Source organism: Atribacter laminatus (assembly GCF_015775515.1).
Lineage (GTDB): Bacteria > Atribacterota > Atribacteria > Atribacterales > Atribacteraceae > Atribacter > Atribacter laminatus.
This window is the reverse complement of the sequence record NZ_CP065383.1, coordinates 2,310,399-2,335,840: the sequence shown is the minus strand read 5'-3', so window position 1 is coordinate 2,335,840 and position 25,442 is coordinate 2,310,399. Positions and strand designations below refer to the sequence as shown.

At 37.1% G+C, this 25,442-nt stretch carries 28 protein-coding genes and 1 tRNA gene; 12 read left to right on the top strand and 17 right to left on the bottom strand.

Annotated elements, in window-relative coordinates; translation table 11 throughout:
* Positions 1-8: 8 nt before the first annotated feature.
* From nagB to RT761_RS10520, 3 genes are read right to left on the bottom strand one after another with little or no spacing between them, the layout of a single operon-like run.
* Complete coding sequence (gene nagB, locus RT761_RS10530; protein WP_218111379.1) at positions 9-725, bottom strand: glucosamine-6-phosphate deaminase; 717 nt, start codon at positions 723-725, stop codon at positions 9-11.
* Between the two features lie 25 nt (positions 726-750).
* Complete coding sequence (xylB, locus tag RT761_RS10525) at positions 751-2,256, bottom strand: xylulokinase (protein ID WP_218111378.1); 1,506 nt, start codon at positions 2,254-2,256, stop codon at positions 751-753.
* On the bottom strand, positions 2,253-3,002 hold the full coding sequence (locus RT761_RS10520; protein WP_218111377.1) for an SIS domain-containing protein: 750 nt from the start codon (positions 3,000-3,002) through the stop codon (positions 2,253-2,255). Before RT761_RS10520 ends, xylB begins: the two co-directional genes overlap by 4 nt.
* A 290-nt stretch (positions 3,003-3,292) precedes the next feature.
* On the opposite strand from RT761_RS10520, the gene RT761_RS10515 reads away from it, so the two are divergent.
* The 7 genes from RT761_RS10515 (at position 3,293) to RT761_RS10485 (ending at position 10,839) form a co-directional block, all read left to right on the top strand.
* Positions 3,293-4,051: a GntR family transcriptional regulator gene (locus RT761_RS10515; RefSeq protein ID WP_281387972.1), complete on the top strand. Its 759-nt coding sequence runs from the start codon at positions 3,293-3,295 to the stop codon at positions 4,049-4,051.
* Positions 4,052-4,393: 342 nt separating this feature from the next.
* Positions 4,394-5,149, top strand: coding sequence for a sugar isomerase domain-containing protein (locus tag RT761_RS10510; RefSeq protein ID WP_218111375.1), 756 nt, complete (start codon positions 4,394-4,396; stop codon positions 5,147-5,149).
* Positions 5,150-5,208: 59 nt separating this feature from the next.
* The gene (locus tag RT761_RS10505) at positions 5,209-6,537 is read left to right on the top strand and encodes an ABC transporter substrate-binding protein (RefSeq protein WP_218111374.1); all 1,329 of its coding nucleotides are present in this window, start codon (positions 5,209-5,211) and stop codon (positions 6,535-6,537) included.
* Between the two features lie 66 nt (positions 6,538-6,603).
* Positions 6,604-7,485, top strand: a complete 882-nt coding sequence (locus RT761_RS10500; protein ID WP_218111373.1) for a carbohydrate ABC transporter permease — start codon at positions 6,604-6,606, stop codon at positions 7,483-7,485.
* A gap of 47 nt (positions 7,486-7,532) precedes the next feature.
* Positions 7,533-8,375 carry a carbohydrate ABC transporter permease gene (locus RT761_RS10495; protein ID WP_218111372.1) on the top strand — a complete coding sequence of 281 codons (843 nt, stop codon included), beginning with the start codon at positions 7,533-7,535 and terminating at the stop codon, positions 8,373-8,375.
* A 20-nt stretch (positions 8,376-8,395) separates the two neighbouring features.
* A complete protein-coding gene (locus RT761_RS10490) occupies positions 8,396-9,433 on the top strand; it encodes a hypothetical protein (protein ID WP_218111371.1) in 1,038 nt (345 codons plus the stop codon).
* Positions 9,434-9,681: 248 nt separating this feature from the next.
* Positions 9,682-10,839, top strand: a complete 1,158-nt coding sequence (locus RT761_RS10485) for an aldo/keto reductase (RefSeq protein WP_218111370.1) — start codon at positions 9,682-9,684, stop codon at positions 10,837-10,839.
* Between the two features lie 302 nt (positions 10,840-11,141).
* Here RT761_RS10485 and RT761_RS10480 read toward each other — a convergent pair whose 3' ends face one another.
* From RT761_RS10480 to RT761_RS10470, 3 genes are all read right to left on the bottom strand, one after another.
* Complete coding sequence (locus tag RT761_RS10480) at positions 11,142-11,948, bottom strand: hypothetical protein (RefSeq protein WP_218111369.1); 807 nt, start codon at positions 11,946-11,948, stop codon at positions 11,142-11,144.
* A 36-nt stretch (positions 11,949-11,984) separates the two neighbouring features.
* A complete protein-coding gene (locus RT761_RS10475; RefSeq protein ID WP_218111368.1) occupies positions 11,985-12,311 on the bottom strand; it encodes a hypothetical protein in 327 nt (108 codons plus the stop codon).
* 282 nt (positions 12,312-12,593) lie between these two features.
* Complete coding sequence (locus tag RT761_RS10470) at positions 12,594-12,860, bottom strand: hypothetical protein (protein ID WP_218111367.1); 267 nt, start codon at positions 12,858-12,860, stop codon at positions 12,594-12,596.
* Positions 12,861-13,426: 566 nt separating this feature from the next.
* On the opposite strand from RT761_RS10470, the gene RT761_RS10465 reads away from it, so the two are divergent.
* Both RT761_RS10465 and RT761_RS10460 read left to right on the top strand, forming a co-directional pair.
* Positions 13,427-14,494 carry a mechanosensitive ion channel family protein gene (locus RT761_RS10465; protein WP_218111366.1) on the top strand — a complete coding sequence of 356 codons (1,068 nt, stop codon included), beginning with the start codon at positions 13,427-13,429 and terminating at the stop codon, positions 14,492-14,494.
* Positions 14,495-14,677: 183 nt separating this feature from the next.
* On the top strand, positions 14,678-15,601 hold the full coding sequence (locus tag RT761_RS10460) for a tyrosine-type recombinase/integrase (RefSeq protein ID WP_218111365.1): 924 nt from the start codon (positions 14,678-14,680) through the stop codon (positions 15,599-15,601).
* Between the two features lie 390 nt (positions 15,602-15,991).
* On the opposite strand, the gene RT761_RS10455 is transcribed toward RT761_RS10460, so the two are convergent.
* Genes RT761_RS10455 through RT761_RS14195 form a run of 3 tightly spaced genes read right to left on the bottom strand, consistent with a single transcriptional unit; the run spans position 15,992 to position 16,882 of the window.
* A complete protein-coding gene (locus RT761_RS10455) occupies positions 15,992-16,420 on the bottom strand; it encodes a transposase (protein WP_218111364.1) in 429 nt (142 codons plus the stop codon).
* The gene (locus tag RT761_RS14305; protein ID WP_343073750.1) at positions 16,408-16,527 is read right to left on the bottom strand and encodes a hypothetical protein; all 120 of its coding nucleotides are present in this window, start codon (positions 16,525-16,527) and stop codon (positions 16,408-16,410) included. Before RT761_RS14305 ends, RT761_RS10455 begins: the two co-directional genes overlap by 13 nt.
* Before the next feature lie 49 nt (positions 16,528-16,576).
* Positions 16,577-16,882, bottom strand: coding sequence for a transposase (locus RT761_RS14195; RefSeq protein WP_218111363.1), 306 nt, complete (start codon positions 16,880-16,882; stop codon positions 16,577-16,579).
* Between the two features lie 504 nt (positions 16,883-17,386).
* Here RT761_RS14195 and RT761_RS10440 point away from each other — a divergent pair.
* The gene (locus RT761_RS10440) at positions 17,387-18,841 is read left to right on the top strand and encodes an IS4 family transposase (RefSeq protein ID WP_218111362.1); all 1,455 of its coding nucleotides are present in this window, start codon (positions 17,387-17,389) and stop codon (positions 18,839-18,841) included.
* Positions 18,842-18,997: 156 nt separating this feature from the next.
* The gene (locus tag RT761_RS10435; protein WP_218111361.1) at positions 18,998-19,339 is read left to right on the top strand and encodes a cupin domain-containing protein; all 342 of its coding nucleotides are present in this window, start codon (positions 18,998-19,000) and stop codon (positions 19,337-19,339) included.
* Positions 19,340-19,677: 338 nt separating this feature from the next.
* Here RT761_RS10435 and RT761_RS10430 read toward each other — a convergent pair whose 3' ends face one another.
* From RT761_RS10430 to RT761_RS10400, 7 genes are all read right to left on the bottom strand, one after another.
* Positions 19,678-19,896 (bottom strand): hypothetical protein, encoded by a 219-nt coding sequence (locus RT761_RS10430; RefSeq protein ID WP_218111360.1) that lies wholly within the window; start codon positions 19,894-19,896, stop codon positions 19,678-19,680.
* Between the two features lie 2 nt (positions 19,897-19,898).
* Positions 19,899-20,177 carry a hypothetical protein gene (locus tag RT761_RS10425; RefSeq protein WP_218111359.1) on the bottom strand — a complete coding sequence of 93 codons (279 nt, stop codon included), beginning with the start codon at positions 20,175-20,177 and terminating at the stop codon, positions 19,899-19,901.
* A 197-nt stretch (positions 20,178-20,374) separates the two neighbouring features.
* The gene (locus tag RT761_RS10420; RefSeq protein WP_218111358.1) at positions 20,375-20,671 is read right to left on the bottom strand and encodes a TubC N-terminal docking domain-related protein; all 297 of its coding nucleotides are present in this window, start codon (positions 20,669-20,671) and stop codon (positions 20,375-20,377) included.
* Complete coding sequence (locus RT761_RS10415) at positions 20,668-21,594, bottom strand: AAA family ATPase (RefSeq protein ID WP_218111357.1); 927 nt, start codon at positions 21,592-21,594, stop codon at positions 20,668-20,670. Before RT761_RS10415 ends, RT761_RS10420 begins: the two co-directional genes overlap by 4 nt.
* 53 nt (positions 21,595-21,647) lie before the next feature.
* Positions 21,648-22,925: an AAA family ATPase gene (locus RT761_RS10410; RefSeq protein ID WP_218111356.1), complete on the bottom strand. Its 1,278-nt coding sequence runs from the start codon at positions 22,923-22,925 to the stop codon at positions 21,648-21,650.
* Positions 22,915-23,352, bottom strand: a complete 438-nt coding sequence (locus tag RT761_RS10405; protein ID WP_218111355.1) for a hypothetical protein — start codon at positions 23,350-23,352, stop codon at positions 22,915-22,917. Before RT761_RS10405 ends, RT761_RS10410 begins: the two co-directional genes overlap by 11 nt.
* Positions 23,353-23,394: 42 nt before the next feature.
* Entirely contained in the window at positions 23,395-23,610 is a 216-nt protein-coding gene (locus RT761_RS10400; RefSeq protein WP_218111354.1) for a helix-turn-helix transcriptional regulator, read from the bottom strand.
* A 90-nt stretch (positions 23,611-23,700) separates the two neighbouring features.
* Between RT761_RS10400 and RT761_RS10395 the strand changes: the two genes are divergently transcribed.
* On the top strand, positions 23,701-25,221 hold the full coding sequence (locus RT761_RS10395; RefSeq protein ID WP_218111353.1) for a hypothetical protein: 1,521 nt from the start codon (positions 23,701-23,703) through the stop codon (positions 25,219-25,221).
* 105 nt (positions 25,222-25,326) lie between these two features.
* Here the strand turns inward: RT761_RS10395 and RT761_RS10390 are convergent.
* A tRNA-Gly gene (locus tag RT761_RS10390) sits at positions 25,327-25,402 on the bottom strand.
* Positions 25,403-25,442 lie beyond the last annotated feature (40 nt).

Below are 25,442 nucleotides of genomic sequence, written 5' to 3'. Positions count from 1 at the left end.
AAACACTTTTATAAAATTGATTGATCGATTATCACGGTTGTATTGGGGTGAAGTTGTAAAACCGATGCTGGTACCTCTTCGCTGATAGATCCCGAAAGAGCTCGACGAATTATTTCAGCTTTTTTCTCTCCACTCACTAAAAGAAGAATTTTTCGTGTATTCATAATTGATTTTATCCCCATAGTAATCGCTTTTTTTGGAACTTCTTCTAAAGAATTGAAAAATCGTGAATTTGCTTTGATGGTCTCCTGACTGAGAGAAACAACGTGGGTTACACTGTTAAAATGTACTCCTGGCTCGTTGAATCCAATATGACCATTTGAGCCTAAACCAAGCAATTGAAAATCGATTCCACTCAAGTTTTGAATTGCTTCTTCATAATCAGTACATTCCCTCGACAGATCTAAAGCGGTTCCCAAAGGGATATGAACACGACTTGGATCAAGCTGTATTTGACGAAAAAAGTTTTTAAACATAAAAAATGAATAGCTTTGAGGATGATCTGAGGATAGTCCAACATATTCATCAAGATTAAAGGTATTGATGTAAGAAAAATCGACAATCCCCTGTCGATGGAATTCAATGAGTATTTCATAAGTTCTAAGGGGTGTGGAACCTGTAGCAAAACCTAATACTGATGTTGGTTTTTTAATAACCTGTTGGGCAATAGTCGTTGCTGCTTTTCGACTCATATCCTCATAATTGCTGGCATAAATGATATCCATTAATCAATCCTCCGCTTTTTTAAGTTTATACTAAAAAATCTTTTTCATAAGTCGAATATTCTCTGATTAATAATGAAAAATGCCTATATTTTTCAAACTTTTTCTCAAGCTTTTGAACAAATTTTTTTTGCGGATGAACTGGTTCTTCGGGTATAAAACCGTTAATAATGCTGTCATAATCTTCAATAAGTCCTAATCGTCTTGCTCCAAGAAGAAAAGCTCCAATGGTGGCAGAGTCAGCATTTTGATAAGTATAAACTGGAAGATTAAAAATATTGCTTACCAACTTAGGCCACATAGAAAAACGAGTAGCACCACCACTTAAAAATATTTTTCCTAAGTTTGGTTTTAATATCGAGGTCAGAGAATCTTTTAAGGCAAAAATTATTCCTTCAACAATGGAATATATCAAATCACATCTTTTATGATTAATCCGAAGTCCTAAAAAGGCACCGTTGGCTCGGTAATCAAAATGTGGAGTACCAGTTCCCATTAAATAAGGGAAAAAGAGAGTATTCCTTTCAATTGCATCATCAAAGGTGATGTTTAATTCATTATAAATAAATTCAATATTTTTCAACTCAAAAAGATCTTGAAACCATTGTATGGATGATCCCCCGGTTGGAACTGTCCCAAGGCAAAAATAGCTTTGGGGTAAGCAATGAGAAAAAAAGTATAAATGTCCCAATAATTTTTCTTCGATTGAATCAAAACTCATCAACATTTGTGCTGCAGTACCAATACAGAGTGAAATACTTTCTTTTTTACCGGTTCCAGTTGCTAATGCAGTTGTTGCTAAATCTCCACCACCTTTAATAACAGGAACTCCTTCTGGTATGCCAAATTGCTGGGCAGCTTCTCGAGTTACCCTTCCTAAAATGGCATCACTCTGGATAATATTTGGAAATAAGGGCTTTCTTAATTCACAGGTATCAATAATTTCTTCACTCCAGCAGTGATTTGCTAGATTGTATAGCATCGATCCAGAAGCATCAGAATGATCGGTAGCAATAGTACCGGTTAAAAGAAATCCGAGATAATCCTTAGGAAATATGATTTTATCGATTTGAGAAAAAAGATTTGGTTGTTGATCTTTCAACCATAGAATTTTAGGAAGAGCAAAGCTTTCTTGAACTGGGTTTCCAGTAATTTTTAAAATAGAATCGGTGGTAAAAGTGTTTTTTAAAAAAGAAACTTCCTTATGTGCTCTGGTATCAGACCAAATAAGACAAGGATAGGCTATTTCTTGCTTTGAATCTAAAAAAACCGGTCCATGCATCTGTCCAGTAAGAGATATTCCCTGAATAGATTGAATTATTTCTGGATGTTTACCTCCCATTATCCGAAGAAGATTCTGTAGATTGGATACCCAAACAGTTGGATTTTGTTCGGCATATCCAGGAAGCGAAAAGTGAGTGGGATGGGATTGTGATAATTTTGCCTTAATTCTTCCCTTTTTATCATAAATTATACATTTTAAATTGGTGGTACCGATATCTATAGTTAAAATATAAGGAGAATCTTTTATCATAAAGCTCTCACTCTTTTTCGATATTGGTTATAGAGTTCGGTATTTTTCTTCTTCCCATCGGGTAGATTGCCACTAATAAATATTGGAGGGGTTATTTTTTGCTGCTGAACAAGCCACATTGAAACATTTGCTAATATCAAATTGAGAATAAAAGCGCCACAGACTGTAGATGTTGGCGCAATTTTCTGCTCAATTCCGAATACAGACAAAACGGCATCTCCGATTTCAGCATGATTATCAATGAATATATCAGAAAAATCACTCAAAGATTGACGTTTTTTGGTGTTTTTTAAAAACTCGCTGTATTTTTTTGATCCGATACCAATGAGAGGAAGCTGAGAATTTTTAACTATCTTGGCCATCTCAACTGGAACATGATTCACTCCAGAATTGGAAAAAATGATAAATATATCTGATTTCTCAGGTTGAACATGGTTGAATATTTTCTCGGCATAGCCTTGTAAGTCTTCGAGCGCCGAAGATTTCATGGCTCCAGCATGGAGCATAAGTGAAGGTTCAAGAATCGGATTGACGCATGCTAAGCCCCCGGCTCGATAAAAAGCTTCTTCACCGAACAGGTGAGAATGACCGGTTCCAAAAATATGAACAAGTCCTTGATTGGCAATAGACTGAGCAATTTGAACTGAAGCTTGCATCATTTTTTCTTTTTCTGAATCAATTATGTTCCTGAGCTGATTGTTCACTTTTTCATAATAACTCAAATTAAAAGCAAAATTCATATCCATTTTTTTCTCCTAATATTGAATATCTACTTGCTTATACTAAAGTAGTTTACCATTATTTTTTTAAAGTATTTAATTACTCCGGCAAAGAGCAGTTGAGAAATAAAGATCATTCTTCCTTGATAATAAAAACTGAGTCGAAGGAAACACCTAAACTCAAAACTAATGACTTTTAGCTGGTTACCGCTAAAAAGTATTGACTTATGAAAAAGAATTTTTTATTCTTGTTATAACTAGTTCTAACAAGATGTTATAATATATATATATATTACCGAAAGGTGTGAAAAGAATAGGTGCTTCTTGAAAAAACATCTCCAGTTCCACTCCATATACAACTGAGGAAAATAATTCTTTCAATGATTGAAAGTGGAAAATTAAAACCTGGTGATAAGTTGTTCTCTGAGTCCGAGTTTTGTAAAAAGTATAACATCAGTCGAATGACGGTAAGACGAGTTATTAGCGATCTGGTAAACGAAGGATACATTCAGAGAGTTGCCGGTAAGGGCAGTTTTGTTTGTGAACCCAAAATCATTGAGAAATTAACCTATGTTACAACCTTTACTGATGATATGATTTGTCGCGGTCTTATACCCGAACGGAAACTATTGGAACGACGAATTGATGAGCCATATCCCAAAATTACCGAGGTACTCAATCTTGATCAAGAAGAAAAAATTATTTATGTTAAAATGCTTCTCTATGCCAACCACGAACCGATCTGCTTGCAAAACGTGTTTTTGCCTTATCGGATATTCTTTAAATTTATGCAAACCAGTGAACAAGAAATTGAAAGAAGAGATTTGTGCGAGATCTTGAATGATTTTATCGATCACCCTGTTTTATGGGCAAAACAAAGTGTTGAAGCTGTTTTACTAAAAACCAAGGAAGCCAAGCTTCTTGATGTATCTACCAATATCCCTGGATTGCTTTGCGAGAGGGTCACTTTTGATGAATTGGATACACCGATAGAATATGTTACTTTTCTCTATCGAGCCGACAGATATAAATTTATGATTGATAAAAGAAACGTTATCCATCAGAAGAATAAATAGTCAATAGAAAAATAAGGATTCAATCTTTTTATTAATTTTAAAATTATTTCTAAATACCAGTTTTGATTAATCTGTATTCATCCCCATATTGACAGTTACTGACTACTCATGCGCTCCGGGTTTTAAAATATTCATAATTACCTTGTTTTTTTACCATTAAAACCGAAGGATCAACTACTATAAACAATGGGCAAATCTATACAATTTTCATCATTTTCTCTTGACAGCTTATTATATCTCAATGTAACCTGTATATACATGATATAATTGTTTTTTTGATAAATATATTGAGGAGGTGAATTTTTTATTCTTCTTTAGTAAATAAAAAAGGAGGTCATGCCCGTGGTAAAAGGAAAAAGCTATCTTGATATTACCATTGAGTTTCTCCAAAAAATTGAAAAAGAACAAGCAAAAAACTTTGAAAAAGCCGGGCAAGTTATCGGCGATACCCTCATGAAAGATGGTTTGCTCCATGTAATTGGTACTGGAGGACATACAGATATTCCTGCGTATGATATGTTTTATCGAGCTGGTGGTTTGGTTCCGGTCAATTACATCATCCCAATAGGAGCACTATATGGTGCTTGTGGGGCTACTCATGGAATGCGTATTGAAAGGTGTCCGGATTATATGAACCGAGTTGTCGATTATTATGGAGTCAAAGCTGGAGACGTAACAATTATATTCAATAATATCGGAGTAAATGCTGCCGCTATCGATGCTACTTTAGAATGCAAAAAGAAAAAAGCTTACACGATCGGTATTGGAGGAAGTGAATGGCAAGAAAAGATCCCCAAGGATCACTTTACTCGCCATCCCAGCCGTAAGAACATGATGGATTTGGTCGATCTTTTCATTGATGATTATAACCCTATAGGTGACTCTGTCATGGAGATTGATAATTTCGATCGACCTTTCGCTCCTATTTCAGCTATGACTGACGGATATATCGTACGCCGCATTGAAATTGAAACCATTAAATATATGGTGAACAAAGGAGTAACCCCCAAAGTATGGATGAGTGCCAATCGAATTGGCGGTGATGAAGCCAATGCAAAATATGTTGAAGAATATTTTAACCGAATTAAAAATTTATAGATTTTGTTAAGTTTAATTGTTTTTGGTTAAATACTTTTTTTATATAGGAGGGTTATACAATGAAAAAAGGGATTTTATTCCCGATGGTTTTTGTTTTAGTCATGGTATTGGGAAGTGTAACTTTTGCTCAAGATCAACCATTAGAAATAACCTTTTGGCATCACGAAGCACCTGCTCACCGGGTCGCAGCATTTCAAAAAGTGATCGACCTTTTCATGAAAGAAAACCCCAACATCATTTTAAAACAAGAAGTTGTCATGTGGGGTGATGCTTGGGTTAAAACCTTAGCTGCTATTGAAGCGAACACACTCCCTGATTTCCAATTTGGTTTACCTGATTTCGTTACAACCATGTTTAAGACCGGTTCTCTGGCACCACTAACTGATTTAGTGGAAGAAATTGATGAAAAATACCAAATATTCCCCAACCAGAAGAATATGTATTTCTATGACGGTGATTATTGGGGAGTTCCTATAATGACTATGGTCATGCTTATGACCTATCGACCTAGTTTCCTCGAAGAATACGTTGGAACGACTGAACCACCAAAAACCTGGGATGAAGTACTTGATTATGCCAAAAAGATCACCGAAAATTCGGAAGAAGAAGTATATGGTATTGGTATTGGTGGAGCAAAGAATCTGATGACTGACGAACAAGCCTATATATTTATGGCAAGTACCGGTGCGCGATTCTTTGATGAAAATGGAAATATCACCTTTAATAGCCCAGAAACAATTGAAGCGCTGAAACTATATAACGATTTAATCAAATTTGCTCCACCCGGAGCAGAAGCCTGGTCTTGGGGAGAAATCGAATTGAATATTGCAGCAGGAACCTTGGCCATGTCTCCCTACTTTCCATCAGTCCAGAAAAGATTCCACGAAGAGTTTGATAGCGATGACTATGATGCTGCCCATATACCTTTTTATAAAGAGCGAACTGAACGGGGGACAATTACCTACCCCAATGAAGTCCATCTCTATAAAGATACTTTAGAAAAACCAGGCCACAAAGAAGCAGTTTACGACTTCGTTCGTTTCATGATGAGACCTGATATAAACGCTATATTAACATCTGGTCAAGAACCCGGTGGTTTCTTTCCAACCAGTGTTGCCGCTTCCCAAGCCAAGGAATATTGGGATGATCCGATAGTTAAACGATTCGAAAATGCTCATAAAATTGCCATGGAAGCTTTAAATGATTATGCTACGCTCTATGGATTTGAATATGGTAAATGGGTTAATACCGGTATTGGCGACATCTCTGGTGCTGATGTTTTGGCTGATACTGTAAATAAAGTTGTAAGTGGTCAAATGACTCCCGAAGAAGCAGCAGCTTATGGAGCAGAACTCATGACCAAGTACTCTTCACCGATTGCGCAATAATCTCATATCAACGAGCTGGAGCCATTGCTCCAGCTCGTTGATATTTTATTGGTACGGGTGGTTTATATGCTTAAAATTCGGAAAAATGAAATACAGCAATACTTATTCTTGCTCCCGGTTTTTATTGTGGTCTTGGTAATTTTTGCTTATCCATATATTCGAAATTTAATTTACTCTTTCTATGATATTTCCTTTGGAGGTGCCGAATCTAATTACATAGGACTAAAAAATTATACCTACCTTCTGAGTAGTGGCTTTTTCTGGGAATCTTTAGGGAAAAGTCTTTATTGGACTTTCGGCAATCTAATTATTCAGTTGATTGTACCCCTTTTCTTGGCGATCTTACTGAACATAAAAATGAAAGGAATTCATTTTGCTCGATCACTGGTAATGCTCCCCTGGATTGCACCTACCGTTGCAGTTGCAGTCTGTATGAGATGGATGTTACTTCCTAGAATTGGCATAATTAATGCTTTTTTGTCTTCGATTGGTTTAATGGAGAAACAAATTCATTTTTTAGGTAACAATACCACAGCCATGCCTGCTCTCATTCTTCTCAACTCCTGGAAGTTTCTTCCTTTTGGAACTTTGATGATTTTAGCTGCCCTGCAAGCTATCCCTGTGAGTGTTTTTGAAGCAGCTGAGGTGGATGGGGCCACCGGTTTTCAAAAATTTCGTTTTGTTACCTTTCCGCTTCTCGGCTCAATGATCTGGTTTGTTGGATTCCTAGCATTCGCCTGGAATTTTAATACGTTTGATTTTATTTGGTTAACGACTCAGGGAGGTCCTGGAACGGCAACCCAAACCTTACCAGTTTTAATCTACCGAACTGCCTTTAAGACCTTCCGTTTGGGAGAAGCATCAGCAGCAACAGTTTTCATTGGTATCTTTTTAATTATTCTTGGTTTTTTCTATTTTAGTTATCTTACTCCGAAAGAAAGGCAATAATTGAATTAAGGGAATTATCATTCAGTCTGTTGGTGAGGTGAAACGGTTTGGCAGAAATCAACCGGACAAAAAATATTATAACCGTATGCATTGTCGTAGTGGTCCTTGCGCTCATTATATGGCCTTTTATATATATATTCATTTCTTCATTTAAACCTTTAAAAGAAATCATGTCTCGGGCTTCTTTTTTGCCGGTTGAACCAACTTTAAAAAATTATCAAACCCTGTTATTTGCCCGAACACCAGTCAGAGATTTTCCCCGGTTTTTGTTCAATAGTCTTTATGTATCTGTCTTTACTGCTTTTTTCTCTCTCGTAATATCATCGATCAGCGGTTATGGTATTGCCCGGAATCGAAGGCTTCGTGCTGGTTTGATTTCAAAATTTCTCCTTTTTATTTATGTCTTCCCAACTGTTGTTCTTTTAGTTCCAATTTACAAACTTTTTACCTCTATGGGCCTTTATGACAACTTGTTTGGCCTCATTATCATATATACTGCATTAGTATCCCCTTTCTGTACCTGGCTGTTGGTATCTTTCTTTGAAAATATTCCTAGAGAACTGGAAGAATCTGCCGGAATTGATGGAGCTGGTACTTTTACTACTTTCACTCGAATTGTTATTCCACTAGCTTCACCCGGTTTGGTGACTGCAGGAGCCTATTCTTTTATTACCGCTTGGGGTGAATATATGTTTGCTTTAATTCTCATGAGCTCGAATTTAAAAAAGACTGGGCCTTTGGGATTAGCAACATTTACTGCTGAACAATATATTGAATGGGGACCATTGCTCTCCGGATCGATTCTTATTATGATACCAGTATTTATCCTTTTCATGCCGGTATCAGGTTATTTCATTAAAGGATTCACAGCAGGAGCAGTAAAAGAATAATAAAAAGGGAGGGAATCCCATTGAAAATTAAAAAATCTTTAATTAGTGTTTTGATCATGACGGGTTTGGTTATAAGTACATTCTCAATAGCTCAATCAAAAGTGTCAATCAATGTAACTGAAGATCAATATGTTCTTCCGGTAGCTGAACTAGCCAGCACAAAAACTAATCCAGAAATCATTCATATGAGAAATGACCTTATTTCCCTGGATATAATTCCTAACCGCGGTCGTATCTTATCCAATTTTTCGTTAACCGACAAACAACAACCCTTTCTCTACCAGAAATTCGTTCCTGATCCTATGGTTCTTCCCGGTGGTCTCCACACTGTAGAATTCGGTGGTTATTATTTTTCACTCCCGTGGAATACCCGGGATCGTCAGCCTTTTGATTTACAGTTTGAAATTACCAGCTCTTCAGAGGATTTTGGAGAAGTCTTCCTTTCTGGAAAAGATATGTTCCAAAAAACTCTCACCGAAGTTTGGGTGAGAATGAAAAAAGTAAGTCCGGTTATTGAAATTGAAGCTAAAATATCCAATACTTCAAAGAAAAATCCCAAAGATTTAGAGTTTCGAGATTTTACGGTTTTTTATATTCATGATAACGAAAATAGCAATGAACAAATAATTTTACCAGTGAACAAAATTAAACTTTTAGAGAGTAAAAATGACTGGGCAGGATCGAAAGAAAGCATATTTGAATGGCCAGAATCTTTCTCTCAATGGAAACTGATCAATGATTATTTAGTATTTCAATCAGCTTCGCAGCTCAGTACTAACCTGGCTGGGATATATAATCCTGAAACAAAAGATGTGTTTATAAAATCTTGGAAACCTGAGGAATTTTTTAATGGAGCTGAAATTTGGTCCTGGGGTAAGAATTATTCAAATGAACCTGGGGCCGCCCCTTACATAGTCTATTCGAATGCTTCTCAATTTACACTTCAACCACTGGAATCAAAATCCTTTATGATTTACTTTACCGTGTTGAGCGATATATCCGAGCAGGATATCACCCCAGAAGCTCTTATCAATAAAGTTAGCCAATTACTGCCATAATAAATCCTAATTCGCTTCAATCCTGCCGGTAGACACCCCTCTCTTCCCAAAAAAATGAGAGGGGTCTTTTTTTTAAAGAATACGAAATTCAGGGCTTTTCAAGGAAGTGACGACTTCAGTTTTTATTTTCGATTTTAAAATTAGTGGTATATTTTGATATAATCTTACTTTAACTACCCTTGGTAGGTATCTATAAAAAATTCCTAATAAGGTCAAAATAAATATATTTAATCGGAGGATTCCAGTCAGTGAAATATCGAATACTCGGCTCGACAAAAGAAAAAGTCTCCGCACTTGGCTTCGGATGCATGAGACTTCCAACCATTGATCACAAGCCATCATCTGGGGAAATTGATGAAGCGGAAACCATTCGCATGCTGCAATATGCAATTGATAACGGTGTAAATTATATCGATTCCGCTTATACATACCATAACGGGAGAAGCGAAGAAGTAATTGGCAGAGCACTGCAAGATGGCTATCGGAAAAAAGTATTATTAACCACCAAAATGCCTATCTGGTTAGTGGAAAAAAGCAATGATTTCGACCGTTTTTTACATGAACAACTTAGTAGATTAAAAACTGATTATTTAGATGTTTATTTGTTACACAATCTTAAAAAGAAAACTTTTCATCAACTTCTCAACCTGGGAATATTCTCCTGGGCTGAAAAAGCAATTGATAAAGGTCTTTTTCGATATTTTGGTTTTTCCTGTCATGAACCATTTTCCGTCTTTAAGGTTTTTATTGATTCCTATGATCGTTGGTCGATAGCCCAAATTCAATATAATTATATGAATGAAGATGTCCAGGCAGGCACAAAAGGATTAAAATATGCTGCTAAAAAGGACATTGCGGTGGTAATCATGGAACCGCTTTTAGGGGGAACGTTAGCCAATCCCCATCCAGAGATTCTCTCCTTGCTAAACCAGGCTAATCCTCAACGCTCCCCTGTTGATTGGGCATTACAATGGCTTTGGAATAAACCTGAAGTTTCGACGGTACTCAGTGGAATGAGCTCCTTTACACAGGTTCAACAAAACATAAACAGCGCGAATCATTCTGATGTCAATTCTCTTCGTTCTGAGGAACTGGATACTATATCAAGAGCACAGTCAAGATATTCTTCCATGAATCCAGTTCCCTGTACCAAATGCGGTTATTGTATGCCCTGCCCCAATCAAGTGGACATTCCACGTAATTTTGAATTGTTCAACACCGCTTTGGTTTTTAATCAAGTCAATTTAAATAAAAATATTTATCAAAACATTTTTCCCGAAGAAATGCATGCTGCTTCTTGTATTCAATGTGGAATATGTGAAGAAAAGTGTCCCCAAAATATTCCAATTCGAGAATGGCTCCGGAAGGTTGAAGAGTTACTGGGTAAAAAAGAAATTAAGGATTAAGCTTAGATTATACCTTCCGGTGGTTGATAAACCTTCGAAAAATACTAAATTTATCGGGCACTTCTCTAATAACTTGAACCTTGCTTTATAAGAGAAGCGCCCGTTATTTTAACAACTATCCATTTTCCCCAAATACCTCTAAAGAGCAAAGTAATTTCTTAATAGCTCTGATAGTGGTTTGTTAATCTCTTTTTTTCAAATAATAAAAAAGCAAAAAAGATGATTCTTCCTATTAATAAAATTACTTTCTAAAACCCCTTTAGTTTTCATCAAGACTATTTTATTTTCAATGGACACCTTTCTTAACGAATATGCCCTACAATTTCGGTTGATGTCCAACCATGATCGGTATCGCCAGGGAACAAAACTGAAATCCTAACCGATGACCTTCTTACAAAAGAAGCTGTATAAGTAAAGGTGGCCATGCCTCGACTGTTAGTTCGTATTTGATGGGCGCTTAAAGTCCCATAGGGGGCATCCAATAATAAATTTTTACCAGGGATTGGCCGTCCAGAATAGTCTGTTAATCTAATAGAAAATGTCTGCGTAGAACCAGAATTGAGATTAAATGTAGCCGGTTGAACCTCAATTAATGGTTCAACTTGACCACCATCAACCACAAATTCAGTTCGGTTGACTGCGTACTGACCCCCGAATATGGATGAAATGCGGCTTGGATTCCTTAAAAATTCTTGAATTCTATTTCGTGGTATAGTGTCAGGAGTTAAAATAATTACAACCCGGTGAGTTCCAACTGGCTCTTTCGCCATAAAGCTGACCATTTGTGGAGAGTTGGCCCGAACAAATTTGTTTTCTTCAATGATTTGAGCACTCCCTCCAGGGTTATATTGAGCAAGAGTTATGTAGCCACCCACGCTGGTTCGGTAACGCAAGTTTACCCTTTCTCCCACCGAATAAAACCCCCCATCGCCTCGGTCAGTAGAGAGTGAGATTTGAGAAGACCGAGGTAGAGAACGGTGGTCCTCGGGTGAAATATTAAATTGAAAAGTAACCGAAGATTTGGCCAAAACCATACTTGAAAATCCGGCTAAAAAGAGAAACACTAAGAAGAATTTAAGAAATAAATAGACAGAAACATATTTTTTCATTTTATAAACCCTTTCTCCTTATAAGAGACTTTCATGTTAATAAATTGTTACTGTATATCCTGAATAGGTTGGATAAAACCTTTCAGTATAAGAAATTCCCCAATCAGTCTCAACTCGTACAATATGTTCTTCATATAATTTTACATTAGCTAAACTGAACAAACAGCCGTTTGGATTAAGATAAGCATTGCCAATTCGATTTCCATCAATATACACTCTCCCATAAACACTCGACGATGAAGAACAAATGGATACTTTCCCGAATCCTGGAGGAAGCGGTTCATCTTCAATACAGCCCGATGTTCCCATCATCATAGCTAACACTAAAATTGCCATTACGATTAAAAAAACCTTCATTTTCATAGAATTTACAACCCCCTTTTTTATTTATTAATATCCATAAATGATTATTCGGCATTCTATCAAATTTGATTAATTTTTAGTGAGATTTTTAAATCAAAATGATGATAGATACCGGAAATTCCATTAAAACACTCATGCTCATTAAGAATGATCTTTAAATAGTTTTATATTTTATTCGTTATATTTTCTCCTCCTCTCCCTGTATACTTGCCTTATTTATAGTTTCTCTTTCATTTTATTATAACAATTAATCAGTTATAAAAATAGATAAAATAATTTATTTTAATGATTTAAATAATAGAGCTCAAATAAAAAATCCTTTTCTTCAGTGGTTAAAATCAAATTGATCTGCTTAAAATGACTTGATAAGGTAATAGGCCAGTTATTCGTTCCGTCATCATTGGTAATTGGCTTTCCAATCTCAATAAAAACTATATAATCTAAATTAATAAGGAACAATTTGTCGTCTTGGTAGCACCTAAATATTTGTCCCCAGGCAATTGATGAAATCATCAAAACCAATAAAAAAACCAATAAAAGCTTTTTCAAGAGTCTTCCCTCCCTAATTACGATTAATTCTGAATATCATAAATCATATTTAATTCAATAATTCACTTTAGTCAATTCCTATAATATTTACAAAATAAACCTTCATGTTACTTTTTATGTCGCCAGATGGGGATGAAAACCAAGATTCGACATGCCATAGCCATAGCACGTCGCTACAGTAATCGGTCACGAAAAAGGTTGAGAAAGGGAGCAAGGGGGTGAATAAAAAAAGAATAAAAGAAAAAACTAAAAAAGTGATCCTTACTCGGGAAAACACCACTCAGGATGACGCCTTTTAAAACTTTTATAGTGGCTTGATTTATCATGCCCGTGTATTTTAATATGAATTGAAAAGTAGACTTCATCGAGGGATTAAGGTATTGTAGAAACAAACCGTTTCGATTTTTTTAATTTGGAAAATAAAAAACCTTCATTTCAAATTCACCAATCGAAAAATAGGTTGGCTGTGTTTTGCTATTTTTTACTACATTATCATTACTACGTCTGACCAATTTATATCACCTGATAGAGACGATAGTACACCCTGAAACGAGAGGTGATTTTTTATGTTAAATCTATTGCATGATTCCTTTTGGATGATTCTCTTTTTTGCGATCGCTATTTTCATTGGATATTTCGTACACTTTATTTTATTTCGAATCCTCAAGAGAATAACAGACTATACAACGATTAACTTAGATAAGTATTTGGTTAAACACTTAAAAGATCCTGTGCGATTATTTTTTATAATAATTGCAATCCGAACTGCTATTTCACTTTTGCAGACTCCTATTTCTCCAGAAATCTATGCATTTCTTCAATCTTTCCTTTATTTTATTACCCTTTTTGCTATTGGCTGGTCAATCGTGAAATTGATCTCGGTTTTTGAGGACTTTCTAATTCAAAAATATCGCATGGATGAAAAAGATAATCTTTTTGCCCGTAAAATACATACTCAATTTATGGTATTTAAACATCTTGGCATCATTATTGTAGCCATTGTCATCATATCAGTTGCTTTGTTGCGTTTTGAGAGCGTACGGACCTTAGGAACAGGCCTTTTAACCTCAGTAGGGATAATGGGTATTGTTGTTGGTCTTGCAGCTCAAAAAACTGGAGCGGCGTTAATCGCTGGTATTCAGATTGCGTTTTCTCAACCGATACGGATTGATGATGTGGTCATTGTTGAGAATGAGTGGGGTCGAGTTGAAGAAATCAATTTTACTTATGTGGTTGTTAAAATATGGGATTCAAGACGTCTAATTGTTCCTACCAGCTATTTTTTGGAGCATCCTTTTGAAAACTGGACAAAAACATCATCAGATATGTTAGGGACAGTATTTCTCTATGTAGATTATCGCCTTCCCGTTGACGAGCTCCGCCATGAGCTTTTAAATATATTAGACCAATCACCTTGGTGGGATAAAAGAGTCAGTGCCCTTCAAGTTACCGATAGCAAAGAAACGACAATGGAGCTAAGAGCCTTGATGAGTGTTGCCGACTCTTCTTCCGCCTGGGAATTACGTTGCGAAGTTCGGGAAAAGCTTATTACCTTCATTCAAAAAAATTATCCCGAATGTCTTCCTCGCTTAAGAATCACTGCCGAATCAATTAGCAAATATGCTGAGGAGTAAACTAAAGAAATTGGTTTTTGACAAAAAATAATGGAGCGGAAAACGGGATTTGAACCCGCGACCCTCGGCTTGGGAAGCCGATGCTCTACCTACTGAGCTTGAAAGGCTCAACAAAGCCATAAATTAAATCTCTTCCCATTGAAATAAATCAAGAGGCCGATGCTCTTGGAAGGAGTGTTTTCAATGGGAAGAACTTTAAGACTGATTGAAGTTTTAACCTGGAGGGAATATCTTTCTGAATTTATAACAGAAAAGAAAATCCAGGGTTGCCGGGAAAGAACTATTAAAGATTATCAACATCATATTCCTCGTTTCTTCAAAAATTCACCTGACTGTTTAGATGATTATTATTTACTCAGTCAAGAAGTCTCAAAGTATTTTGCCGTTTCTGATATTGCTCCAGCAACTTTCAATATAAGACGGAAATATTTAAAATGTTTCTTTTCTTACCTGGTGAAGATAGGAGTTATTCCTAATAATCCAATCGATTTCCCGGTAAGGAAGGATGAGTATAAGGCTCGAAATATTTCCCAGGAACTTTTAATGGAACTCCTCAAAAAACCTGATAAAAGAACCTTTACCGGGTTAAGAGATTACTGTCTAATTCTTTTCACCCTTGATACCGGAGTCCGTCCCAGTGAGGCCTTATCCCTTCTCCCAAAGGATATAAATCTTCTTGGCCTGGAGGTTACCATCAGAAAGGAAATAGCCAAAACTAAATCAACCCGGACCGTTCCAATCTCTCCCCTTACTGCTACCTACCTTCAGAAGTTAATAAAGGGTCGTTTGAATGCCTGGGGTGATACCGTACCAGTCTTTTGCTCCTATGAGGGAAAACCCATGCTTGAAACCTCCTGGGCTCACCGATTGAAGAAATACAGTCAACAACTTGGCCATTCAATCACCCCCTATTCTCTCCGTCATTCCTTCGCTCTAATCTACCTTCGTAATGGAGGGAATGTCTTTGCCCTTCAACGGACTATGGGCCATGCTGATTTGAATATGACAAAGAGATATTTGGCCTTGACGGGAGAAGATTTGAAGAGAGAGCATGAGACCGCTTCACCGGTTAATTTGTTTAATAAGAAGAGGATAAAGAATATTTAAATTCCAATATGAATTTTATAAATATTCATATTCTAACAATTAAAAATAATTGTTTGTAAAATATATTTATTTTTACTATTGTATGTGTCAAATAATGTTCGCAATTTACTCTTAGCAAACACCGGAGACCCTTTTTGAACACAGAGATGACCTTACTTGAATGGAAAGTCATCTCTCTTTGAACAATGACTCGATTTATTCACCTCCTCTTCCAGCAATATGAATGATAAAAAATAAAGAGAAGAATAGGACCTTTCTATTTGGTCAATTTTTTCTGTTGTTTTAGTGAATAACTATTCATGAGTCGTCGGGCTGTGGATCTGTGGTCAACCCGCAGGGTTGTCCATCTATCCACAGCCTCTTTCTTTCTTTTTGTTTTCTTTTCTTTTTTTAGGCTATCTTTAGAAGCTCTGCTTGTTGCTCGGTAATCGCCTCAGAGCTGATATACTTTTTACTCCTCATCCAATCTTCAGTATACTCAATGAGATAACTGGTGACCAACCGGAGATAGGAATCGGTGGTAGGAAAGATCCCTACCACTCGGGTTCGACGACGAATCTCTTTGTGAATCCGCTCGAGTGAGTTGGTCGAAGAGATCTTTCGTTGGTCAAGGTGAGGAAAAGCCAGGAATTGTAAGGAATCTTCCAGTCCTTCCTCTAAAAGAGCAATGGCTTGAGGAAAGCGATCTCGGTATTCCTGGATGACCAACAGAACAACCCGTTTCGCACTCTCTTGGTCAGGCTGGTACCAGATTTGTTTTGAGTTGAGGGCTATGGATTCTTTTTCTTTATGGGGGATATGGACCACTATATTTCGCATAAAGTGTACTTTGAAAGCGTTGCCAACTTGATCCTAAGAAACATTTCTAAAATGGCATTTTTCAGTCCTGCATGAGCAATGGATGCACAAAGCCAGACGGTTTCCACTCCTCGGCTTTTAAGCTGTTCAAAGAGATGAGTATAGGTGTCTTCTGATTCAAGCTATCAAGGATTCGACCTCCAGGATCTCTCGATTTCCCTCGCTGGTCAGACCTTGGACAACAGCTACCGCCATGCTGATGACGTGTCTTTCACAGCGAACTTTCTCGTAGAGGGCATCAACCCAAATGACTGGGTATTCTTTTTCCAAAGGACGGGTACGGAACCATTCGACTTGTTCGTTGAGATCTTTGGTGATTTCTGATCCTTGACCAGCAAAAGAGGGATTTGAATCCCTAAGCTTTGAGCGAGGCGCTCCATTTTTTAAGGTGGAAACACCATTGATAAAGGCTTCTTGAACCACCTTTCAGGAGGGCTTGTTCGGAGCGTTTCCTTTTTAGTCACAAAAAAAGGAATATAGCCTCCTTTCCTTAGTTTTGGAACCAGAAGGTAGATGGTTCCTAACCTCGTATCAAATCGTCTGACTCGGATACCGAAAGAATGGTGGTTCGGGTTGAACAATGCTCTCCTTGGTGAGCCCCTACTTTGTTTTCAGTTTTAGTTTCATAAGTTCATTGGTCAGCCACTCGAGCATTGCATAAAGCGGATCAGGTTTGAGTCATGAATTCAAGGAGCATTTTTTAAAAGATATGGTGTATGATTATTTTGAGCCATCGGATATTCCTCCTCGATGAAGTTTTTGTTTCGTACAACCTTCATTTTGGAGTCTCCGGTGGCTTTTTTCAAGGTGCGAAATTGCGAACTTTAGTATACGTTATCCAAAAAAGAAAGAAATATCTTAAATATTATAACTCAACTTTCGCACTAAAATAAATGCTGAAAAACCTTGATTTTAAAGGGTTTTTTAATGAAAACACCCCTCCTTTCTGGTAGAATTGACTTAAGGAAAAAAACCAATCACCACAAAGAGAGAGGTGTCTTCATGACTATCCTACCAGAAAATTTGAAAAATGAAAGGACCTTGTTACCCATGTTTTCCTCCTTTATGAAGGAGTTTAAAGTGAACCAACTGTTTCGAAAATGCCATATGAACAAAAAGAAAGGGTTCCCAGTCAAAGACGTCTTTCAGATGATCTTTCTCCTAGTCTTTACTCAGAAAAACGTTGCTGGTCTTCTCCAATCTCGACATCCCCTTTTCCAAGGAAAGAAAGACACTCTTTACCGTTTCCTCCACAAGACCAGTGGGAGCTGGCGAAAATTGCTCTTTCTTTTGAGTACCAAAGTAGTCTCTGAAGCGCTCCTTCCTTTTACCAGTTTGAAACGCTACACCTGGGTGGTGGATGATTCCCCCTATGAACGGCCTCGGAGCTTGAAAGTTGAAGGGCTCTCTCGATTCTATGATCACGCCCAAGGACGGTTCAGTCGGGGTTTCAGAATGCTCACTTTAGGACTCACCGATGGTGCTACATTCATTCCCTTTGCTTTTTCATTGTTAAGTTCTCACCAAAAAGAAAACCAGCTCTGTCCCATGGATGCCTCCATTGATGGGCGGAGCAAAAGAGCTCACCTTCGGAAAGAATCCCAAGAAAAAGCTCCAGATGTCTTCTTCAACCTCCTGGATGGAGCCTTGAAACACTGTCCTTTGGTCTCAACTATTCTCTTTGATAGTTGGTTCAGTTTTCCAGCCCTCATCCGCAAATGTGCTCTTCGCGGATTATCAGTGGTGTGCATGCTCAAAAACACCCCAAAAATTTACTATTCTTTTGGTGGAAAAGTTCTTTCTCTTTCCTCTCTTTTCAACCGGATTCAGAAAAGACCACAGGGTCCGATCCTTGGATCTTGTGTGATTAATCTCAATTTGACTGATAACCCCCTGTATGCCCGCATCGTCTTGGTCCGAAGTGAAAAACAAAAAAACCAGTGGCTGGCACTGCTTTCAACCGATCTGTCTCTTTCTGAAGACGAGATCGTCACCCTCTATGGGAAACGCTGGGATATCGAGGTTTTCTTCAAGATGGTGAAATCGGTCTTGAAACTCACTCGAGAATTTCAGGTTCGATCCTATGATGCTCTGGTATCCCATACCAGTATCGTCTTTATCCGCTATATCATGCTCGCGGTTATTGCCCGGAGAAACACCGATCCCCGAACCTTTGGCGAGCTTTTCTATGCCTGCTATGATGAAATTCAGGATATCACTCTTATGGAAGCACTCACTCTTCTTCTTGAGCTCCTGAAGACGACCATCAAACAGATTCTTGTCCTTTCAGAAGAAAAAGTCAAAGAGCTACTCATCTATTTTGTAAATAGTCTTCCAGCATGGTTGAGAGAAAAAGTGCTATTATTGAACTGCGAAAGTTGAGATTATAATCTATATAATTATCTTTTTTGGTCAGATTTTTAATTTCTATAAATAGACATTAGGATAAGTAAATAAAAATGTTATTAATTTTAGGATATACAAGAAAGAATATTTTTCGATTGAAAGGGTTTTATTGGTATAAAGTGGGTGATGAATATGGACAATATTCTCATTAAAAGTTTTGATATTGCAGATGAAACCAAAAAACTGTCCAAGATGAAATTCGAAATTATGAAATTGGATGGATATACTTTTAACAAACAAACCTATCAACCAGGTTGGCGTTGGTCTCAAGATGTAAAACCTCAGGTTAAAACGGATTGGTGTGAAATGACTCACGTTGGGATATTGATTTCAGGACAACTTCACATAAAGTTTTCCGATGGAACCGAAAAGGACCTGAAACCAAATGATGTAGTCATTATCTCACCTGGTCACGATGGTTGGGTAATAGGAGACGAACCGGCAGTATTTATTACTATTGAGCAAAATAAATGAATTTGAGATTTTCTGGAAGTCCAAAAATTGGTTCTTAGAGATATGGATTAAATCAAATGCTGATTTTCTAAGAACCAATTTTCTCAGAATATGTAACCTTAATCATCTTTACTAGTCTTTACGCACTTTTTGTTTTACCAATATCATTCTGAATTTCCAAACTATCGCTTAAACATTGCCCTTTATCCGTTGATAGCATGGCATAGAAAGCTCCTAACTTTCTAAAAAGGTATAAACATACCACCCAAAGAATAAAAGACCTTTCTTACGCTTATACTACCTTAATAAATAGCGATTCTGTCTTTCCAACAACTTTAAAAAGTAATTCATAGATTCTCTTACTTATCTTTTTCATCCGATTCTTTGTATTTCTTCCGAACTTTAATTATTATCGCCTGGCCCTCTTCTGGTATGGATTCTTTGGCCTTACTAACCCTGTTTTCAAATTCTTCCTGAGTTTCTGTCCGTGGATCGAAGGTAAAAATCATCGGAGGAACAAAGGTACTATTCATCTTCCAGTTTTCTAACTTCTCCAGTCGGGTTTGAAATTGTCTCAAAATTACTTTCCCTCCATCTTCTTTTCCAGTGAGCTTAACCGGGTTTCTATATCGGAAAGTTCCAACCATTTCACACCGTATTCAAGAATGGTCCGGGCTGCACTCAATCGGGTACTTGAAGGTTTCTTAGAGTTGAGAAGTTCCTCAATCACTGAGCAAGCCTGGGTTGTCATGTATTGTAACCGTCCTAAACTTATTGAAAAGGCTTTCCGCCTGGCCTGGTCGTATTGTTCTATAAATGCCGGATTCTTTAGTTTCCTCCTGATGGTACTTTCTGACACCTTGACGCACCGGCCGGCTTCCCGTTGGCTTCCAGTCGCTAATAATGCGCTGATAATCGCTTCATCTTTGAGTTTTAGTCGCTCATTGTCGGTTATTTTCGTTCACCTTCTTATTCTGTGCTGATTCCTTTTGTATAAGAGGTCATCTGTATTCAAACTCTATGTTATTCTTTTTTTAAATATAAGCCTTTTTAAGACTATATCGTTTCCAAGACTTGTTTGGCAAAATGGGCTCGTTCAGAATCGCCTTGTCTCTCAGCTTCTAAGAGGATTCCAGTCCAGGCCCATTGAGCATATTTTACCCATTCGGTCTGGTCATCATTCCTTGACCGTTCGGTCAAATACTTCACTAATTCCGATTTATACTTTCGAATGGTGTCAATGAGTTCCGGGGTGAGGGTTTCCTCTTCCCCTTTTAGCTTTATTTTCCCTTCCGATAAATAAATAATTATCTTTCGCTTTTTTAATTCCTCGAGAAGTTCAAAGGTGGTCATATCGTTACTTCTTTTAATGGATTCTTTTTCTCGGTTGTTTTCACTGGTTCTTCTCTGGGAGGAGGAATTTTAGAAAGGTTTTCTTCCTTGGAGGTTGTTTTATTGTTTGAGGTATTATCTTTATCGTCTAATTGTGTTACCAAATTACCAAGTTGGGGTTTAAGGTGCTTTGTAGAGCCTAAAAAACCTGGTAATGGAACTTGGTAATCATCTTTTGTATTACCAAGTTGGTTTTGAGGAACTTGGTAATTTACCAAGTCATTACCAACTTGGATTACCAGGTTTTCTTCGCTTTGTATAGCCATATTTTGGCAACTTGGTAATTTTTCTGAATTCCCCGCTTCGCAATATTTTCCGTAACTGCTTCTAATTATTTTCCCCGAAGTTTGTAAGGTAGTTAAAACCAACCGCCCGGTCTTTTCTGATATTCCCATATTTTCCACTTCATAAAGGATGTCCTTTAATTGCTGTTCTCCTTTTTCCAAAACCTTTAAAATGCATTTCTCGGCCAATTGGGTTTTAGTAAATTCATAGTCCGGCCGGTCTACCACCTCAAATTCACCGCAAACCTTCTTGAGATACACACATACATTAGGCATAAAACGGTTTTTCACAACATCCAGTTTAAGTATTTCCTCATCCTGGGTCGTTTCTAAGTTAATTAGAACGTGGGCATGATTATTGAGTACACTCGCTCCCCGGCCTCTTTGGGTTTTGTCACGCTCCAATGCGCCTTTTGAACAATGATGAACTAAGATTATCGCTACTCCAGTTCCCCGGGCAATAGTGAGTAAAGGTCCGATGATATTTTTATTGATTTTTCCGTTATCGTCCTCTTTATCCATGGGAAAGAAGAGGTCGTAAGTGTCAATGATTACTATGTCAAAATGGTTTTTAATTATTTCACTTTTCAACTGTTCCATGGTAAGTGGATTTTCAATAATGAGGATATTCTCAGCTGCTCTCTTATATCCTTTTATCGCTTTGAGCTTATGGCCTCGGAGAGCCCGGGGGGTTTCAAAGTCAAATAGAGTACCTTCAAAGGCCTTGAGAATTGAGCACCCAGGAACTCATCACCATTTGCAGCATGAATAATGAGATTATAAATTAAGGTAGTTTTCCCAACCCCAGTATTAGCAACAAGTATATGGACCGCTTCAGAAAAAAGCATATTTCCCCAAAGAGGGATGATGTCCTTTTCCTGGGCTAAAATATCGTTAACAGAAAGATATGAGATAGGGTTATCATCTTGGTTTTTCTCCGGCTTATTCTTCCTCCATCCAGGTTCCAACATGTCTCTAAGGGTCCACCAATTTTCTTCACTACAGCTATTATGGAAACATTTTGCAGCTATTCCACCGCTGGAAAATTGGATAATGTATGCTGTCCGTTTATGCTCCGGATTCCAAGGACATTCTTCAAGTTCATAAAGGATTCCATCGTTCCAGTTTTTAATTTTGGATACCTTAATGTTGTGTTCATCTAACCATCGTTCAATATCAATACTTCCATTAACCTTACCTCTTGGGGACTCAGGAAGAAAACCGGCTAATTTCTCCAATTGCTTACGGGTTACAGGGATTAACTTTTCTGGGGTTTCAATTATTCTTGACCGTCTCCAGGGTCGTTCTGGAGAGTTTTCGCCCTTAGCGCTTATTGTGCCATACAGTTTCCAAATTCTCCCTGGATTCCCAACTTTAGTATCAATTTTGACCACCTCATCAGAGAATAGAAAGTCCAAGGCCTTTAAGCACTTTTCTATTAGCTTTCGGCTTTCTTGGTCATTGGGAAGTTTGACCGGATAAATCAAATGGCCTCCGTTTCCTGAATCTGAAAAAATAGGGGTTGGCCATCCTTGAACGGTCAGCCATTCCCTTACCTCCTGTGCCTTTGCCAATGCTTTTTCATGTTCTTCATCGTTACTTGAAATATCAGAAGGCCGGACCGGGTCGAAATCCATGGGTAACCAACTAATTTCAGTAATATCTTGGTCACTGGTGGTAGGATTGGCTTCCCGGCCAAACTTCAACTTGTTCTTAGCCCGATATAGAAGGTCTGGATTAACTATGTTAAGGGTGATATAAATTCCGGCAACTTTCCCATCAAATTTCATTACTGCTTCGGCCAGGAGGTTGAAGTCATTGAAATAACCGCTCACCAGACCATATTTTGATTTGGGAATTCGCAATTCAATAACTGAATTGGAAGAGTAGAGGGCTTTTAGGGTTTCAATTATTTCTTTTTTATTGTCCATTGTTGTCCTTAAAAAATGGGAAGTATGGAGCTTCAAAAATTAATTTTCTCGAAATTTTTGACGTATTTGTTTTTATCCACTTCGATAATGAAAGTCCTACTTGCTCCCCGAATCCTCGATTAAACCGGAATCCCTTTGATAAAAAGTCTTCAATTTTTGCTGTATAAAAAATCTCAACTTCCCTATCATAAAACTGGACGAACCGACACCCTTTATCCCGGGCTTCTAAAAATATCCCATAGTCAACAGCGAACCCTGGGGGGGTTGTTAGGGTATGACCAGAACCGCTTAACGATTTGTAAAGTATTTTGCCCTTTACTTTGTATATTTTCCACAAGTCGATAACTTTACCAGTCTTTGTTATAATTGTTGTCGAGGAGTGCACGTTTTTTCTCCTTTTTTTTGCCTGGTGGTTACTCCCGACCAAGGAATATGATGACCACCAGGATTTTTTTTGTTGATATTTTCATTACTTGACTCCCACCGCTTTAATTTCTACTCTTTCAAACAATTCTTCTTTTGTAGTTCCAAGCTCATTTGAAATTTTCTTTAACAATTCAGAGCTCGCCTTTATCCTTTCATTTTCAACACCGTTCAAAAAAACTTCACCACACCCTACCCGGGCTCCTAATTCCCAAGTTTTCATCCCCCGACTTAACCGGAGAAATTTCATTTTGTTCACCATATTTCCTCCTATATTTAATTTTTTAACTTTTAATGCTATAATTTAATAATGTCAAAAGTGTCCTATAAGATTATTGAAGGTTAATGAAAAATGGATGAGAAGGAATTTACCCCGGAAGAATTAATAAAAGGCTGGAATCTAGTTTCTAGAAGAATGGAAGACAATCTTACTCGATTAAGAGAATTTCATCCTAGTGAAGGAATCAACCAATGGACATATCGAGAATCTTTATTTATTCAGTTGTTGTCCGAAGATGATAGGTATAAGTTTACTGATATAAAAGATGAAAATAGTTGGTTTATGGAATATCAACCTCAACCCGGACCAAATCATATTAACGTAGTTCTTCTTATGGGTTATGATATGTATTTTTATTTTATCTTTTCTGGTTTACTAACTTTCCCGAAAGTTGATGATATGATTTTTTCTAAAACTTTTCATATGGGACACTATGAAGTAGAACAAGAAGATAAATATATCAATACTCGACTGTTCTTTTGGCAAACTGCTTGTTTAAGATATATGATTAAAAATAGAGTTTATCAAGATGTTTTAGAAGTAATGCTAAATGCCGGTAAAAATCGAGAGGAAGCAATCAAAAGAATTCCCTGGATGTTGGAAGAAAGCAGGAAAGGGAATCTCCCCAGAATTGACGATATAAAAACTCAATGTAAACTTCTTGAAATTGACATAAAGAAATTTAAACGTCTCAGAGAAGATAAAAAATTAATAACCAAAACAAAGACTGACTTAAGGAAGATTCATCCCCACCCCTCTCCTATCATTTTTGTCGAGGAAGCCTCCCAAGAAGAAATAATCACCCAAATGTGTATCTGGGCTCTTCGCCAGGGACAAGAAGAGAATGAATTGCTTAAAACATATATTTTTAAATATCTCATAAAATTTTTACAAAAGCATATGAACATAAAGAAAGAAGATATTGAAAGTTATGCGTGGGATACCTACGAAGCATTAATGAAAAACTGGAAAGCACCATTGAGTAAAGGGTCATTTAGAATATATCTAAAGAATACCATTAGAGGATTAAAGTTAAATGAAGTGAAGAAGAGGTCTGATTTGGTGGTTGAGGGTGATAAGTTAGAAATACTCTTTGAATCAAAGAAGAATGATAAGTTAGGCAATAAGGGAAATAAGCTAATTAATTATTTTACTTTCCCTCTTACAATTCGTGAAGCAGCAAAACTGTTTTATTATTATGAAAATCTTTACGCTCAGGATGTTGAAAATTTTAGTTTGGATGTTTTAATTCGATGGATATATCGGCAAATAGTTAACGGGAAAATTATAAACGTAGGTCAATCTTATGAACAGATTACCCAAGAAGGATTTATTCAAACAATTAATCAATATTTGATTGATAAAGAAGGATATGAAACATTGAAATATCTTTGGAAAACAGAGGGGTGTGTTGCCCGAAGTTTGCGTTCCAGAATCATCAATAGCAAGGCTGAAGAAATGGGGTGGACCATTCGTTACACTAGGAAATGGATTTATAAACAAATAGAAATAAACCAACCCGTTCAAGTTGATGGTATTGCTGAATTACAGGTTAGGGAATTATTCAAGAATTACGTTTCACCTTTAAATTGAGTTCAAAATTATTATCTCAAAAAAAGATTAGGCCGTTGCTCTTAGAAGGGATTTTGAGAAGTCATCAAGGGGAAGGGATTGATATTTTGGCTTTACCAAAAATAATGGAGCGGAAAACGGGATTTGAACCCGCGACCCTCGGCTTGGGAAGCCGATGCTCTACCTACTGAGCTATTTCCGCCCCTATTGCTATTATATTAGCTGGTGTTGGATATTTTTTC

What these genes read in the sequence shown, in the direction of transcription:
- nagB (WP_218111379.1), bottom strand. Translation starts at nt 725, where the DNA reads ATGGATATCATTTATGCCAGCAATTATGAGGATATGAGTCGAAAAGCA.
- xylB (WP_218111378.1), bottom strand. Translation starts at nt 2,256, where the DNA reads ATGATAAAAGATTCTCCTTATATTTTAACTATAGATATCGGTACCACC.
- RT761_RS10520 (WP_218111377.1), bottom strand. Translation starts at nt 3,002, where the DNA reads ATGGATATGAATTTTGCTTTTAATTTGAGTTATTATGAAAAAGTGAAC.
- RT761_RS10505 (WP_218111374.1), top strand. Translation starts at nt 5,209, where the DNA reads ATGAAAAAAGGGATTTTATTCCCGATGGTTTTTGTTTTAGTCATGGTA.
- RT761_RS10500 (WP_218111373.1), top strand. Translation starts at nt 6,604, where the DNA reads ATGCTTAAAATTCGGAAAAATGAAATACAGCAATACTTATTCTTGCTC.
- RT761_RS10480 (WP_218111369.1), bottom strand. Translation starts at nt 11,948, where the DNA reads ATGAAAAAATATGTTTCTGTCTATTTATTTCTTAAATTCTTCTTAGTG.
- RT761_RS10475 (WP_218111368.1), bottom strand. Translation starts at nt 12,311, where the DNA reads ATGAAAATGAAGGTTTTTTTAATCGTAATGGCAATTTTAGTGTTAGCT.
- RT761_RS10465 (WP_218111366.1), top strand. Translation starts at nt 13,427, where the DNA reads ATGTTAAATCTATTGCATGATTCCTTTTGGATGATTCTCTTTTTTGCG.
- RT761_RS10460 (WP_218111365.1), top strand. Translation starts at nt 14,678, where the DNA reads ATGGGAAGAACTTTAAGACTGATTGAAGTTTTAACCTGGAGGGAATAT.
- RT761_RS10455 (WP_218111364.1), bottom strand. Translation starts at nt 16,420, where the DNA reads ATGCGAAATATAGTGGTCCATATCCCCCATAAAGAAAAAGAATCCATA.
- RT761_RS10440 (WP_218111362.1), top strand. Translation starts at nt 17,387, where the DNA reads ATGAAAACACCCCTCCTTTCTGGTAGAATTGACTTAAGGAAAAAAACC.
- RT761_RS10435 (WP_218111361.1), top strand. Translation starts at nt 18,998, where the DNA reads ATGGACAATATTCTCATTAAAAGTTTTGATATTGCAGATGAAACCAAA.
- RT761_RS10420 (WP_218111358.1), bottom strand. Translation starts at nt 20,671, where the DNA reads ATGACCACCTTTGAACTTCTCGAGGAATTAAAAAAGCGAAAGATAATT.
- RT761_RS10415 (WP_218111357.1), bottom strand. Translation starts at nt 21,594, where the DNA reads ATGGAACAGTTGAAAAGTGAAATAATTAAAAACCATTTTGACATAGTA.
- RT761_RS10410 (WP_218111356.1), bottom strand. Translation starts at nt 22,925, where the DNA reads ATGGACAATAAAAAAGAAATAATTGAAACCCTAAAAGCCCTCTACTCT.
- RT761_RS10400 (WP_218111354.1), bottom strand. Translation starts at nt 23,610, where the DNA reads ATGGTGAACAAAATGAAATTTCTCCGGTTAAGTCGGGGGATGAAAACT.
- RT761_RS10395 (WP_218111353.1), top strand. Translation starts at nt 23,701, where the DNA reads ATGGATGAGAAGGAATTTACCCCGGAAGAATTAATAAAAGGCTGGAAT.